This is a genomic window from Pseudoalteromonas sp. 3J6 (assembly GCF_903995135.1).
Lineage (GTDB): Bacteria > Pseudomonadota > Gammaproteobacteria > Enterobacterales > Alteromonadaceae > Pseudoalteromonas.
In genome coordinates this window covers 2,284,500-2,300,054 of record NZ_LR877185.1, presented here as the reverse complement: position 1 = coordinate 2,300,054, position 15,555 = coordinate 2,284,500, and the positions used below count along the sequence as shown (strand labels likewise).

The window sequence follows — 15,555 nt, the reverse complement described above, 5'->3', positions numbered from 1 at the left end:
GTCATTTTTTCTTTTTCAGAGTCACTAAAATAATACGGTTAATAAGGTACCAAATACAGCCAATGCCTATGGCTGAGGTATACGCATACCACTGAAGTGTTTTTTCTTGAGGTTGTAGGAAGTACAAACAAAAGAAGCCACCTAAAAATAAGATCAGCGCTAAAAAGGAGTGGTTCATAAACATTTGCTGCTTTTTAATTCGCTGCTCACGTTGAAGTTGTTGAACTTGCTCGGCATTTAATTCAGCAACGTTACTTTGGCAATGTGGACACTGCGGATGTTTATCTGAAATTGATTTTGCACATTTGGGGCAACGAATAATCGCCATACATCTCTCTCCATACTACGCATAAAAAAAGCGCCTTTCGGCGCTTTTCATTGTACTTGTTTTATTGCTCTTTGTCTTTTTTGAATTTAACCCAATAGTTCATATTAGGTTATTAGGGTCTGTTTATTCAGCGTCTTTAGATTGCTTCTCAAGACGCTTTTCCCAGAAGGTAGCATTTTTAATCCCTAATTTAACGGGATCAAACGTGATTTCTCCACCTTTCTTCTTCTGGTCTTCATAATCACTCAAACATGTTAAGGCCGGTTTAGCGACAAAGAAAATAGCTAATATACCCAATATGTTTATCCACGCCATTAAGCCAACGCCTATGTCGCCAATAGTCCAAATATAACCTGAGCTATTAACCATGCCGTAGGCTACCATAAACATAATGACAAGTTTTACGGCTACAAGCGGAATACTTCCTTTAAAGTAGCGGTTTAAGTACGCGATATTCGTCTCTGCAATGAAGTAGTAAGCCAGTATGGTGGTAAAAGCAAAGAAAAATAAGGCGATGCCTACAAACGCTTCCCCAAAGCCACCAAATACACTAAACAACGCCATTTGGGTGAACGCTGCTGACCCCACTTCAGTTGCTGCATCAACGTTTTGTACAATGAATTGACCCGCAGGTAATTCGCCAACAATGTTGTATTGCTGCGTTATTAAAATCATTAATGCCGTTGCTGTACATACAAAGAGTGTATCAACATAAACAGAAAAAGCTTGAACTAAACCTTGCTGTGCAGGGTGATCAACCTCTGCTGCAGCCGCTGCATGAGGGCCTGTACCTTGACCGGCCTCATTTGAGTATATTCCACGCTTAACACCCCAGCCAATTGCGGCACCAAAGCCTGCTTGAGCTGTAAATGCATCACCAATGATGAGCGAGAAAATGCCCGGTATTTTGTCTAAGTTTATAAATACCACAATTAAGGCGAGAACGATGTAACCAAGCGCCATAAATGGCACAACAATTTGCGTAAAGTTAGCGATGCGTCTTATACCACCAAAAATAATAAACGCTAAAACAATAAGAATAATAGCCAACGCAACCAGTTTAAAGCTGCCTACGTCACCAAAACTTGTAGACACCATAGTGCCATCACCAAATACTTGAGTGAATGCATTACCTACAGCGTTTGCTTGTACGCCTGGTAAGAAAACCCCACAGGCTATAATTGCCGATACAGCAAATAAAACAGCCAGCCACTTTTGCCCCAAGCAACGGTCAAAATAATAGGCTGGACCACCGCGGTATTGGCCGTCTTCTTCTAATTTATAAATTTGACCTAATGTGGATTCTGCGTATGCAGTGCTTGCACCTAAAAAAGCAACAACCCACATCCAAAAAATAGCGCCCGGGCCACCAAAACCAATTGCGGCTGCAACACCGGCAATATTACCAACCCCTACTCGGCCAGATAACGAGACCGCAAGGGCTTGAAAAGACGAGATCCCTTTCTCTGAAGTGTTAGGGCTAAATAATAGCTTACACATTTCTTTAAAATGTCTAACTTGAGCAAATCGAGTTAGCACTGAGTAAAATAAGCCTGCGCCAAGGCATAAATAGATGAGTGCATTACTCCAAACAACATCATTAACGGCGCTTACAAAAGCTTCCATGAACATCCTCACAGTTATATTTATTATTATTAATTACCATACTCTGCTATTCAGAATACCTGTCATAAGCTTTACGAAATAAGGGGTTAATCTTTTCCGCCTTTCTTATTGTTTAATTTATATTAACTTAAGTGCCCAACCTTGTTAACAGTTAATTTTCAAAACAACTCACTATAGACTTGTCGATGACGTTTTACGCAGTGCAGGTTGATATAGACTATGCGGTATTAAATCTGCCGAGAAGGTGTATTGGAATGTTTTGGTGCTGTGGTGGGTAAATGAATTTTATTTTCTGGTACGGCCGGTTTAGCTTAAAATAAAAAGGGTATCAATATTATTGATACCCTTTGAAACAAACGTTTTATCTTAAGTTGTCTACAACATTAACAATGGCTGCTAACGTGTCTTGACCAAATTGATATGAACGGCGATCTGACCAGCCGTAATCTGGATCTGGTAAGTCATTATTATCTTTAAATGGCATTTCAACTGTGTAAGTAAGCGCTTTAAATTCTTCAGCGGTCGCTGATGAACCTACTGTTAAGTTAGCTTGACCTGGTTCGTCTTTATCGTAGCCATGAATATCTTGAAACTCTGGAGTAATCGTTAAAAGCGCGGCTTTAAAGCTATCTTCTAAGCCTTTTAAGCGTGCATCATAGCTTGGTATACCTTCGCTACCGGCAACAAAGTTATATGGAATAGCTTCATCCCCGTGAATGTCTAGGTGCATGTCTAAGCCTGCTTCGCGCATTTTATTAAGCACCAAGTAAACTTCAGGGCTATTTTCCATGCTTGGCGTTTGCCATTCACGATTTAAGTTAACCCCTTTAGCATTAGTACGTAAGTGACCACGTGCACTGCCATCTGGATTCATGTTTGGTACTACATAGAATACCGCTTTTGATAGTAAGGCTGCAGCATGTGGGTCTTCATCATCAAGTAGCTTGTGTAATAAGCCTTCTACAAACCACTCTGCCATAGTTTCACCTGGGTGTTGGCGAGCGGTAACCCAAATGACTTTTTTATCTGCACTTGGCTGGCCAATCTTAAGCACGCTCATATCACGCCCATCGAAGGTTTGACCTAGCGTCTCTAACTGACAAAGCTCTTGGCTTTGTGCCCATGATAATAAGTCTAAATGGCGGTCGTAGCTGTATGGAGCGAAATAGGCAAAGTAAACGCTGCTGCACTCAGGCTCAAGCTCAAATGTTAGTGTGCCATTTTCATACGAAGACGGTACACGAAACCATGTTTGACGGTCGTATGAGGCAACAGCTTGGTAGTCGACCCAACCATCTGGGTATGCAGAATTATCAAGATTATTAATATTTAACTGATGTAGTTGATAAGGCGTTGTTTCAAGACGAAAGTGAAACCACTGATAAAACTCAGACTGATAATCTTTATTAATTTCCAACTGAATATTTAACGGATCGGTGGCTTCAATAACTTTAATATTACCACTGTCAAAATTGCTACTGATTTTCATTACAACAAACCTATTAGTTAACTGTGTGTCTTGACTAAAGGATTTAGCCAAGGGGTAAGTACGTGTTAATGCACTTTAAACGCCTATTACTACGTACTCAATTTAATAAAGCGTACCATAACCACTACACTTTAAAAATCTTCAGACCTAAAAAAGCCAGCAAGTGCTGGCTTTTTTTAATTGCTCAAGTGTTTATCGAGGTAAACTTGGGAATGAGACTTCTGCCATATCGCGCATACAGCGAACTACCTGACAGCTATAACCAAACTCATTATCGTACCATACGTAAAGTACAACACGGTTTTCATCAACAATCGTTGCTTGAGAATCAACAACACCTGCGTAACGGCTACCAACTAAATCGGTAGACACGATTTCAGTTGATGCTGTGTAATCGATTTGATCACGTAGGTCTGAGTGAAGTGCTGTTTCACGTAAAAACGCATTAAGTTCTTCAACCGTCGTGCTCTTTTCAAGATTCAAGTTTAAGATAGCTAACGATACGTTTGGTGTAGGTACACGAATTGCGTTACCTGTTAGTTTACCTTCAAGCTCTGGTAATGCTTTAGATACCGCTTTAGCTGCACCTGTTTCAGTGATAACCATGTTAAGTGCCGCAGCACGACCACGACGTTCTGCTTTGTGGTAGTTATCAATTAAGTTTTGGTCATTAGTGTATGAGTGAACTGTTTCAACGTGACCATTCTTAATACCAAACTGATCGTTTAATGCTTTCAATGTTGGCGTTATTGCATTAGTTGTACAGCTTGCAGCACATACAATTTTATCTTCAGGTAAAATATCTTGGTTATTTACACCGTAAACGATATTTTTAATGTTGCCCTTAGCTGGCGCTGTTAATAATACTTTTGCAGCACCTTTAGATTCTAAGTGTTGACCAAGACCAGCTTCATCTTTCCAAATACCAGTGTTATCAACAACAAGTGCGTTTTCGATACCGTAGGCACTGTAATCAACTTCGCTTGGCGAATTAGCGTAGATAACTTGAATGTAGCTACCATTAGCTTTAATAGCATTACGTTCTTTATCAATGGTAATTGAACCATTAAACGGACCATGGATAGAATCACGACGCAATAAGCTTGCACGTTTTTCTAAATCGCCGTCTTTACCACCACGCACAACAATAGCGCGTAGGTTTAAGTCGGCGTATGGGCCTGACTTTTCAATTAGCAAACGTGCTAATAAGCGGCCGATACGACCAAAGCCGTAAAGTACTACGTCACGTGGCGCTTTAGGCTCAGAATTAACAATTTCAGCTAGCTCGTCTTTAACAAACTCTTCTACTGAACGGCCATTCGCAGCATCTGTGTATAAATAGCTGTATGCTAATTTACCAATATCGATACGGGCAGAATTTAATTCCATTTTGCTGATAGCTTCTAAGAATGGGAAGCTTTCACGTAGGCGAAGTTTAGTTCCTTCAAACTGGGCTACTGATTTATGAGACTTAATAATATCAATAGTGCTTGAGTTTACTAATGGACGGCCGTAAACAGCGATTTCAATACCACGATTACGGTACAATTTACCAATAATTGGTTGCATGCTTTCAGCGTAATCTTGACGTTCTTGCCAGCTACTTGTGTATTCTAACTCGTGAGATGAGGTCATTTTTTTTTACCTAATTAAACAATTTTGAACGGATAGCCTAAGAATGTATCGAATTTTGAGAGCAACACATTCCTTCGGGCAGGCCTATTCTAATTTAATCTCATTTTATTCTCTACTGTTAGAGACTAAAGTTTAGGCTAGAATAATATTATATGAGGGTCTGTTGACCTTTGCGGATTAAAATTTGTTCAAACTAGGGGCAGCTTAATCGCGGCGCGAGGTTTGTAACCTAGTGGGCTAAGTCAAAACCGAGCAAAGCTTCCGCGTCCTGCTCACGCCCCTTACCTACATCCATGTAGGCAACAAAGAGTAAATCGCCCCTAGGCAGAACCCTTCGGGCAGCGCCTGTTTGGCATTGATGCTGCGTTATCGCCTATTTATGGGGAATAACCACACCACATAGGCTCTGCCTTGCCTCTATACCAAACAGACTGCTGCAAATTCAACCTTGAAAGGTCAACAGACCCTAATAAATTGAGAGACTCGGATGGCTTTTAAGCGCATAACCCTCACTTTTGCATTGTTGCTTGCAGGGTGTGAAGAATCTTTTACCGTTGAAGATGTTTGTGCGCAATCACCCGCCATATGCAATGACCTTAACCACGATAGCCACTGTAAGGCACTGCGAGAGCGTACTATTTTTTCTCGCTACCGCGAATCCTTACAACCAACCGATGAGAACAAATATCAACTACTCAAAGCGTTTGAGCATTACAACCAATGTATTGGCTTAGCCGCTAATATTCAGCATATAAAACTAAAAGGTAAAACTACCGCCCGTCGACGAGCCTACCTCACCAGTAATAGAGAAATGGCACGTATTTATCAGCAAACACATGCAACCACTCACCCTGGCCTACTCTATTACCATTGGTCAAGAAACAATGATGAAACGGCACTCACCCGGCTACTTGCTCTAGAAAATACCCCCGCGGTGGAAACAAGTGCTGAAATGCAATTTTATTTAGCGTCTTATTACATTAAAGTTGATGAGCAAAAAGCGATTGGTTTTTTATACAACACATTGGCGTTAAATCAAGCTAAGCAAATACCTGATCCAGAAATTTACACCTCTTTAATTAGCCTTTTCTATAAGCACCACCAATATAAGCACGCGTACATTTTTGCCAAAATAGCAGAGCTCTCTGGTATAAAAAATATCGATATATTATTAATTGAGCAGCAATTAATAGCACAAGAAAAGAATTTAGACAGTTTAGATGCCCTCGCCGTGCAAACATTACACCAAATAAACCAAGGAAAATTTATTTCTCCCCGGAAATAATACAACAGATACAAAAAAGGCAGCTTGCGCTGCCTTTTTGTTTATTTTTTGCTTGTGCCTACTTCGACACGGGTCTTTAACTTTTGCCCCGGCCTAAAAGTAACTACGCGACGCGCTGAAATTGGAATATCTTCTCCCGTTTTCGGATTACGTCCCGGTCTTTCTTTCTTATCTCGAAGATCAAAGTTACCAAATCCAGAGAGCTTAATCTGCTCGCCTTTTTCAAGCGCTGAGCGGATTTCTTCAAAAAACGCTTCAACTAAATCTTTGGCATCTTTTTTATTGATCCCGAGCTTTTCAAATAGGTGTTCAGCTATGTCGGCTTTAGTAAGCGCCATATCTAGTCCCTCAACGATGCATTAAACTGTTCGGCCAGTGCGGCCACCACGTTATCAACTACCTGATTGATATCTTTCTCTTCGAGTGTTCTATCAACCGCCTGCAGTGTTAGAGCAATCGCCAAACTCTTATAATTTGGCTCAATACCTTTGCCCTTATACACATCGAATAAGTTTAGGTCAACCAATTGATTTCCGCCAACTTTTCCGATGACGTTTAAAATATCACCAATTTTAACGCTGTCTTGTACTAAAATCGCGATGTCGCGGCGATTTGATGGGAATTTAGACACCCCTACAGCTTGAGGTAAATTTCTTTTTTCTAATGCCGACATTTCAATTTCAAACACAAAAGTAGCATTGTTGATATCTAACGATTTTTGCGCTTGAGGATGTAATGCACCAAAGAAACCTACTTTTTTACCATCAACATAAATAACGGCAGACTGGCCAGGATGAAGACCATCAGATTGCTCAGCTTTAATTTCAAAGCGGCTAACATCGTTGGTAATTGCAAGTAATGCTTCAACATCCCCTTTTAGGTCATAAAAATCAACGTTACGTTTTTCTTCAACCCAATGCTCACCATGAACCAAACCAGTAATAACGCCACCAATAACAGGCACTTGGTATACACCATTTTCAGCATTTACATCACTGATAAACTTAAGGCCGTGTTCAAATAAGCGAATACGAGGTTGTTGGCGGTTTTGGTTATACGCAACAGATGAAAGCAACCCTGGCATTAAACTTACACGCATCGCTGACATTTCAATTGAAATTGGGTGCGGCAATACCAATGCATTACACTCAGGGTGTAAAATAGCTTGCGCTTTAGGGTCAACAAAACTGTAAGTAATGGCTTCTTGATAGCCACGTGTTACTAAGGCATTACGAAAACGGCTCAGGGCAACAGTTGACTCATCATGCGTGGTCATTTTCAGTTTTGCAGTTGGTGCAACATTAGGAATGCTGTTATAACCGTATACACGTGCAACTTCTTCAATTAAATCTTCTTCGATACGAATATCAAAACGGTAGCTTGGTACATCAGCACTCCAGCTATCATTGTCAAATTTAACATCAAGTCCTAAACGCGTCAGAATATCGGTTACTTTCGCATCTTCAATATGATGACCAATAACGCGGTCTAAACGTGAACGACGTAAACGTACTTCAGTTACCTTTGGTAACTTATCAGCAGCCACAGCTTCAACAACAGGACCCGCTTCACCACCAACAATTTCAAGCAGTAACGCTGTAGCGCGCTCCATTGCATCATGTTGTAGAGCAAAGTCTACACCACGCTCATAGCGATGAGATGCATCGGTGTGTAAACCGTAGCTACGTGCTTGACCAGCAATGGCAACAGGGTTAAAGAATGCGCTTTCTAACAGAATATCAGCTGTTTTTTCAGTAACGCCAGATTGCTCACCACCAAAAATACCAGCAATGGCTAACGCTTTATGATGATCGGCAATCACTAATGTCGATTCATTTAACTTTGCAGTGTTACCATCAAGTAAAACTAATTCTTCACCTGCGTTTGCACTACGTACTTTAATTCCACCCTCAATAGCATTTAAATCAAATGCATGCATTGGGTGACCAAGCTCTAATAACACATAATTAGTCACATCAACTACCGGGTCGATTGAACGCACACCACTACGGCGTAGCTTTTCAACCATCCATAGAGGTGTTTCAGCATTAAGGTTAATGCCTTTGATAACACGCCCTAAATAACGAGGACAAGCTTCATCGTTAACCAACTCTATTGAAACTTTATCTTCAATTGTCGGTGCTACCGCTGGAATACTTAATGTATTAACATCAATGCTGTTCAGTACGCCAACTTCACGAGCAAGGCCTTTAATACCTAAACAGTCACCACGGTTAGGGGTTAAATCTACATCTATGATGTTGTCATCTAATCCTAAGTATTCGCGTAAATCTGTGCCAATCGGCGCGTCAAGCGACAATTCCATAATGCCATCGCCCTCTTCGCTAATGCCTAGCTCATCAAACGCACACAACATGCCGTATGATGGTTGACCACGAAGTTTGGCCTTTTTAATTTTAAAATCACCTGGTAATACTGCACCAACAGTGGCAACAGCAACTTTAATACCTTGGCGGCAATTTGGTGCACCACAAACAATATCAAGCAGTTCATCACCACCAACATTAATTTTTGTTACACGTAGTTTATCTGCATCAGGGTGCTGGCCACATTCAACCACCTCACCTACAACAACACCATTAAATTTGGCTGCTGCCGGCTCTACGCCATCTACTTCTAAACCAGCCATTGAAAGCTGTTCCGAAAGAGCTTGCGTATCAATTGCAGGATTTACCCACTCTCTTAACCACTTTTCACTAAATTTCATTTTATTTCTTCACTCTTAACGGAACTGGTTTAGGAATTTTAAGTCGTTTTCGAAAAACGCACGTAAATCGTTTACGCCGTAACGCAACATAGTTAAGCGCTCTACACCCATACCAAAAGCAAAACCGGTGTATTTTTCAGGATCGATACCAACAGACTTAAGTACGTTAGGGTGAACCATGCCACAGCCTAATACTTCTAACCATTTACCATCTTTACCCATTACATCAACTTCAGCTGAGGGCTCTGTAAATGGGAAGAATGAAGGACGGAAACGAATTTCCATATCTTCTTCAAAAAAGTTACGTAAGAAGTCATGTAAAATACCTTTGAGCTCAGTAAAGCTAACGTCCGTATCGACCATTAAACCTTCCACCTGATGGAACATAGGTGTATGTGTTTGGTCGTAGTCATTACGATATACACGCCCTGGTGAAATTATACGAAGCGGCGGCTGCTCTGTTTCCATGGTACGAATTTGCACACCACTAGTTTGAGTACGCAACACCAACTTAGGATTAAAGTAAAAGGTATCGTGGTCGGCGCGAGCAGGATGGTGCTCAGGAATATTTAGGGCATCAAAGTTATGAAAATCATCTTCAACTTCAGGGCCTGATTTAACTTCAAAGCCTAGTTCACCAAAAAAGCTTTCAATACGCTCAATTGTACGTGTTACTGGGTGAAGGCCACCAGAAGGCATAACGCGCCCTGGTAAAGTTACATCGATAGTTTCAGCAGCTAGTTTTTCTTCTAGTGCTTTACTCGCTAAAAGCTCACGCTTGTCATTAATTGCGCTTTGCACATCTTGCTTAGCTTGATTGATTACCTGGCCTGCTTCTTTGCGTTCTTCAGGAGCAATTTTACCCAGTGTTTTAAGTAAGCTGGTGATCTCGCCTTTTTTACCAAGGTAGTTAACCCTGATCTCTTCTAGTTGCGCGATTTCACTGGCACTGGCAACTGCCTCAAGTGCTTGCGCTAATATATTTTCTAAGTTCATTCGATACCTGATCTTTCAAAGAAGGTGATTACAATTTAGTTAGCTAATGATAACTGAAAGCGGGGTCTAGATTCTAGACCTACTACAGCTTTAGCGTTGATTTTATGAAAGGAATAGTTAATTTTCGCTGTGCAGCCATGGATGCGTGATCTAATTTGTCTAATACATCCAATAATGCGCGCATATCACGACTTAAACGGGTTAATAAAAACCGCGCGCATTCGTCACTCAGTTCAAGACCGCGCATGTTAGCCCGCTTTACTAGCGCTTGTGCTTTATCATCATCACTCATGGAGCGAATTTGAAAGGTGGTCCCCCACTTCAAGCGTGATTCTAAATCAGGCAAGCTAATATTAAGCATATTTGGCAGTAAATCAGCAGTTACTACCAGCATTTTATTAGGCTCATTAAAGCGGTTGAAGAAATTAAATAACGCTTTTTCCCATGCATCATTACCCGCCACTAAGTGAACATCATCAATACATAATACATCTAGCGCCTCAAGACCATCTAAAACCATCGGGCCAAAATGTAGAACTTCTCGCATTGATAGCAGCATATTCGATAAGCCACGCTCTTGGGCTTGAATACAGGTGGCGTATAACAAGTGGGATTTACCTGAGTCTCCTAAGCCACACAAATAAGTATACTGAAAAGCTTGAGATAGCTTAGAAAAGCTATCTTTAAGGTGGTTAACCTCTAATGAGTCTTCTCCCCCAAAATAAGAGGCAAATGTTTCATCATCCGGTAAAGTAACCGGTAGCGCCATTTGCATTGGCTCTTGAGTTAGCATTAGTTTTCAACCCATTGATACTCTAGGCTTTGCTTATCAACTATGTGATAAAAAGCACGGGGGTCGACATAATCTTTAAAGGCATTATCAAGACCAAGGGCTTTTTTAAGATCGTTTACAGTGCCGGTATGATCTAGCTTAAATTCAACAGAATCGGGAGTTTTACGTATAATAACCGCTTGGGTGACAACACTTAGGTTGAGTAGACGGCGCTTTGCCAACTCTATATACACAAAATTACCTGTCCCTTTTAAGGTCAAATTGGCAGTACGTTGCTCATAATACGCATTCGGATCGATCGCATATTCGCCAGCTAAACCTTGCGCTAAATCATCAATCATTTGCGCAACGATTTGCTGTCTATAGCCAATAATTCGGTTAGACTCAAACATTTCGTCATTAGTAAAACGCCAATCTAATACCCAATTATCGGAGTTAAACTCTTGATACATTCTAGCAGTAATACTGCGCTCAGCACTGTAACGTTTAGATGCCTCTTCTACTGGTTCAGAAAAGTTCCCCCAAACCTCAGGGACACCAACAAGGCGTCTATCCTGTAAATCAAGCAAAGGCACAACGACAGGTAATCCACGACGGCTTGCCTTATCATAAATAAGCTGCTCTAACTGTGGGTAACTTTCTTGAGTTACTAGCTCTCGTTGCCTGTTATCTTCAATCCCTAACCAGATTGCAACCAGTGGTCGTTGCATTCCCCATAATGGCAAATTAAGCTCTTTGATTAGTGCATCGATTTTTCGTGCTTCAAACTTAACTAATAATTTAAGCTCTCCGGGGATACGCTCATCATATTCAAATTTCAGCATATAATCGGATATATCTTTAGTGCGTTGCTTAGCGACTCGATTTTCATCTGCGCTTTTGTCACCACTCACTTTTACTAATACGTTAAGCAACGCTTTGCGGCTAGCGTCTAAACGAGTATCACGAGATTTATCTTCTACGACCAAAATATCTTGATATAGATCAGTTACTTCAACTGCTGATACAGAAACACAAAAGAAAATGGATAAGGCGCTAATTAATAATCTATACACAGGCAAATCATTCATGGTTTTAAACTGTTTTGATCCTAAATCAAAGCCAGTAACAAAGCAAAATTATATTTTTCTCAGTCACTAACGCCATTAAGCTCGCTTTAATGATCATAAAAAAACCTCAAAGTAAATACCGACTAATTGGAGTCGGTGCGCTACTTAATTACGGCAATCACCTAGAATATTGTCGAGATACTAAACCCACGATACGGTGGTCAGTTTGACGCTGTGCAACTGATAGCTGACGGCTGATAGCTAGTATTTTCACTTTCCTGTAGACGTAAAAAAGCCCGACTCTTTCGAATCGGGCTTTCTCTTATTTGGAGCCTGGTAATGACCTACTTTCACATAACAAATGCTACACTATCATCGGCGCTGTTTCGTTTCACTACTGAGTTCGGCATGGGGTCAGGTGGGTCCAAAACGCTATTGTCACCAAGCAAATTTGGTGTCAGTCCGTATTACTACGCACTAACTAAAATTTGGAATTCTGATAATAAAATGTCTTCAGTAATCTACTTTAGTCTATTAACTTCTTCGCTTGTTTCACTATCACATAAAACGCGTTTGGCGTTGTATGGTTAAGCCTCACGGGTAATTAGTACAAGTTAGCTTAATGGCTCACACCACTTCCACATCTTGCCTATCAACGTTGTAGTCTTCAACGGCCCTTCAGAGACTTTAAAAGTCTAGTGAGAACTCATCTCGAGGCCTGCTTCGCGCTTAGATGCTTTCAGCGCTTATCAGTTCCGAACGTAGCTACCGGGCAATGCCATTGGCATGACAACCCGAACACCAGCGGTTCGTTCACTCCGGTCCTCTCGTACTAGGAGCAACCCCTCTCAATTCTCAAACGCCCACGGCAGATAGGGACCGAACTGTCTCACGACGTTCTAAACCCAGCTCGCGTACCACTTTAAATGGCGAACAGCCATACCCTTGGGACCGACTTCAGCCCCAGGATGTGATGAGCCGACATCGAGGTGCCAAACACCGCCGTCGATATGAACTCTTGGGCGGTATCAGCCTGTTATCCCCGGAGTACCTTTTATCCGTTGAGCGATGGCCCTTCCATTCAGAACCACCGGATCACTATGACCTACTTTCGTACCTGCTCGACGTGTCTGTCTCGCAGTTAAGCTGGCTTCTACCATTACACTAACCGTACGATGTCCGACCGTACTTAGCCAACCTTCGTGCTCCTCCGTTACTCTTTGGGAGGAGACCGCCCCAGTCAAACTACCCACCAGGCACTGTCCGTAACCCCGATTCAGGGGCCAACGTTAGAACATCAAAACTACAAGGGTGGTATTTCAAGGACGACTCCACAAAAACTAGCGTCTCTGCTTCAAAGTCTCCCACCTATCCTACACATGTAGGTTCAATGTTCAGTGCCAAGCTGTAGTAAAGGTTCACGGGGTCTTTCCGTCTAGCCGCGGGTACACAGCATCTTCACTGCGATTTCAATTTCACTGAGTCTCGGGTGGAGACAGCGTGGCCATGGTTACACCATTCGTGCAGGTCGGAACTTACCCGACAAGGAATTTCGCTACCTTAGGACCGTTATAGTTACGGCCGCCGTTTACCGGGGCTTCGATCAAGAGCTTCTCCGAAGATAACCCCATCAATTAACCTTCCGGCACCGGGCAGGTGTCACACCGTATACGTCATCTTGCGATTTTGCACAGTGCTGTGTTTTTAATAAACAGTCCCAGCCACCTGGTCACTGCGGCTCCAATCAGCTTAGAGAGCAAGTCTCATCACCAATCGGAGCGTACCTTCTCCCGAAGTTACGGTACGATTTTGCCTAGTTCCTTCACCCGAGTTCTCTCAAGCGCCTTAGTATTCTCTACCTGACCACCTGTGTCGGTTTGGGGTACGATTCGGTATAATCTGAAGCTTAGAGGCTTTTCCTGGAAGTATGGCATCAGCAACTTCATCACCTTGGTGACTCGTCTCGTGTCTCAGCCTAACAGCAACCCGGATTTACCTAAGTCACTAGCCTACACACTTTCACATGGACTACCATCGCCATGCTTGCTTAGCCTGCTCCGTCCCCCCATCGCAATTATACCAAGTACGGAAATATTAATCCGTTTCCCATCGACTACGCCTTTCGGCCTCGCCTTAGGGGTCGACTTACCCTACCCTGATTAACATGGGATAGGAACCCTTGGTCTTCCGGCGTGCGGGTTTTTCACCCGCATTATCGTTACTCATGTCAGCATTCGCACTTCTGATACGTCCAGCATACCTCCCGGTACACCTTCAACCGCTTACAGAACGCTCCCCTACCACTCAGAATAAATTCTGAATCCGCAGCTTCGGTGCATAGTTTAGCCCCGTTACATCTTCCGCGCAGACCGACTCGACCAGTGAGCTATTACGCTTTCTTTAAAGGATGGCTGCTTCTAAGCCAACCTCCTGGCTGTCTGGGCCTTTCCACATCGTTTCCCACTTAACTATGACTTTGGGACCTTAGCTGGCGGTCTGGGTTGTTTCCCTCTTCACGACGGACGTTAGCACCCGCCGTGTGTCTCCCGGATATTACTTTACGGTATTCGGAGTTTGCAAAGGGTTGGTAAGTCGGGATGACCCCCTAGCCTTAACAGTGCTCTACCCCCGTAAGTATTCGTCCGAGGCTCTACCTAAATAGATTTCGGGGAGAACCAGCTATCTCCCGGTTTGATTAGCCTTTCACTCCTAACCACAGGTCATCCCCTAACTTTTCAACGTTAGTGGGTTCGGTCCTCCAGTTGATGTTACTCAACCTTCAACCTGCCCATGGCTAGATCACCGGGTTTCGGGTCTATACCTTGCAACTATTCGCCCAGTTAAGACTCGGTTTCCCTACGGCTACCCTAATCGGTTAACCTCGCTACAAAATATAAGTCGCTGACCCATTATACAAAAGGTACGCAGTCACCCTCGAGGGGCTCCTACTGCTTGTACGTACACGGTTTCAGGTTCTATTTCACTCCCCTCACAGGGGTTCTTTTCGCCTTTCCCTCACGGTACTGGTTCACTATCGGTCAGTTGGGAGTATTTAGCCTTAGATGATGGTCCACCTATATTCAGTCAAAGTTTCACGTGCTCCGACCTACTCGATTTCACTTAAAATGCGTTTTCATGTACGGGACTATCACCCTGTATCGTGGCACTTTCCAGAGCCTTCCATTAACACATAATAAGCTTAAGGGCTGTTCCGATTTCGCTCGCCGCTACTATCGGAATCTCGGTTGATTTCTTTTCCTACGGGTACTTAGATGTTTCAGTTCTCCGCGTTCGCCTCGTTAACCTATGTATTCAGTTAACGATACCTGCAAGCAGGTGGGTTTCCCCATTCGGAAATCCTAGTCTCAAGTGCTTTTTACTAGCTTGACTAGGCTTATCGCAAGTTAATACGTCCTTCATCGCCTCCAACTGCCAAGGCATCCACCGTGTACGCTTAGTCACTTAACCATACAACCCAAACGGGTCTTTGTTTCGTGACAGTTTAACTTCGCCAGAAGTTAATATTGAATACTAAAGTAGATACCAATTAATCCGAGGATTAAATTGGCACTGAATGATACTGCTATCATTCTTTTTTACTTTTGAAAACTCTGTACAAATACCAA

Annotated in this window: 10 protein-coding genes and 2 rRNA genes; 1 reads left to right on the top strand and 11 read right to left on the bottom strand. The window is 42.5% G+C overall.

The annotated features are described in order from the left end of the window. Nucleotide 1 precedes the first annotated feature (1 nt). The 4 genes from P3J6_RS10345 to P3J6_RS10330 form a co-directional block, all read right to left on the bottom strand. Entirely contained in the window at nucleotides 2-328 is a 327-nt protein-coding gene (locus tag P3J6_RS10345) for a hypothetical protein (protein ID WP_008114079.1), read from the bottom strand. A gap of 123 nt (nucleotides 329-451) precedes the next feature. Beyond that, a complete protein-coding gene (locus P3J6_RS10340) occupies nucleotides 452-1,954 on the bottom strand; it encodes an alanine/glycine:cation symporter family protein (RefSeq protein WP_198522953.1) in 1,503 nt (500 codons plus the stop codon). Nucleotides 1,955-2,315: 361 nt separating this feature from the next. Further along, entirely contained in the window at nucleotides 2,316-3,443 is a 1,128-nt protein-coding gene (locus P3J6_RS10335) for a M14 family metallopeptidase (protein ID WP_198522952.1), read from the bottom strand. A gap of 192 nt (nucleotides 3,444-3,635) precedes the next feature. Next, the gene (locus P3J6_RS10330) at nucleotides 3,636-5,078 is read right to left on the bottom strand and encodes a glyceraldehyde-3-phosphate dehydrogenase (RefSeq protein WP_010392881.1); all 1,443 of its coding nucleotides are present in this window, start codon (nucleotides 5,076-5,078) and stop codon (nucleotides 3,636-3,638) included. Between the two features lie 487 nt (nucleotides 5,079-5,565). On the opposite strand from P3J6_RS10330, the gene P3J6_RS10325 reads away from it, so the two are divergent. Beyond that, nucleotides 5,566-6,363, top strand: a complete 798-nt coding sequence (locus P3J6_RS10325) for a DUF2989 domain-containing protein (protein ID WP_198522951.1) — start codon at nucleotides 5,566-5,568, stop codon at nucleotides 6,361-6,363. Between the two features lie 41 nt (nucleotides 6,364-6,404). On the opposite strand, the gene ihfA is transcribed toward P3J6_RS10325, so the two are convergent. The 7 genes from ihfA to P3J6_RS10290 form a co-directional block, all read right to left on the bottom strand. Continuing rightward, a complete protein-coding gene (gene ihfA, locus P3J6_RS10320) occupies nucleotides 6,405-6,701 on the bottom strand; it encodes an integration host factor subunit alpha (RefSeq protein ID WP_008114070.1) in 297 nt (98 codons plus the stop codon). 2 nt (nucleotides 6,702-6,703) lie between these two features. Further along, the gene (gene pheT, locus P3J6_RS10315; RefSeq protein ID WP_198522950.1) at nucleotides 6,704-9,091 is read right to left on the bottom strand and encodes a phenylalanine--tRNA ligase subunit beta; all 2,388 of its coding nucleotides are present in this window, start codon (nucleotides 9,089-9,091) and stop codon (nucleotides 6,704-6,706) included. A 15-nt stretch (nucleotides 9,092-9,106) separates the two neighbouring features. Beyond that, nucleotides 9,107-10,087, bottom strand: a complete 981-nt coding sequence (gene pheS, locus P3J6_RS10310) for a phenylalanine--tRNA ligase subunit alpha (protein ID WP_008468473.1) — start codon at nucleotides 10,085-10,087, stop codon at nucleotides 9,107-9,109. Nucleotides 10,088-10,169: 82 nt separating this feature from the next. Next, nucleotides 10,170-10,880, bottom strand: a complete 711-nt coding sequence (gene hda / locus P3J6_RS10305) for a DnaA inactivator Hda (RefSeq protein ID WP_010392888.1) — start codon at nucleotides 10,878-10,880, stop codon at nucleotides 10,170-10,172. Further along, nucleotides 10,880-11,935: a DUF2066 domain-containing protein gene (locus P3J6_RS10300; protein WP_198522949.1), complete on the bottom strand. Its 1,056-nt coding sequence runs from the start codon at nucleotides 11,933-11,935 to the stop codon at nucleotides 10,880-10,882. Before P3J6_RS10300 ends, hda begins: the two co-directional genes overlap by 1 nt. Before the next feature lie 325 nt (nucleotides 11,936-12,260). Further along, a 5S ribosomal RNA gene (gene rrf / locus P3J6_RS10295) occupies nucleotides 12,261-12,375 on the bottom strand. Between the two features lie 137 nt (nucleotides 12,376-12,512). Next, nucleotides 12,513-15,397: ribosomal RNA gene (locus tag P3J6_RS10290) — 23S ribosomal RNA — on the bottom strand. Nucleotides 15,398-15,555 lie beyond the last annotated feature (158 nt).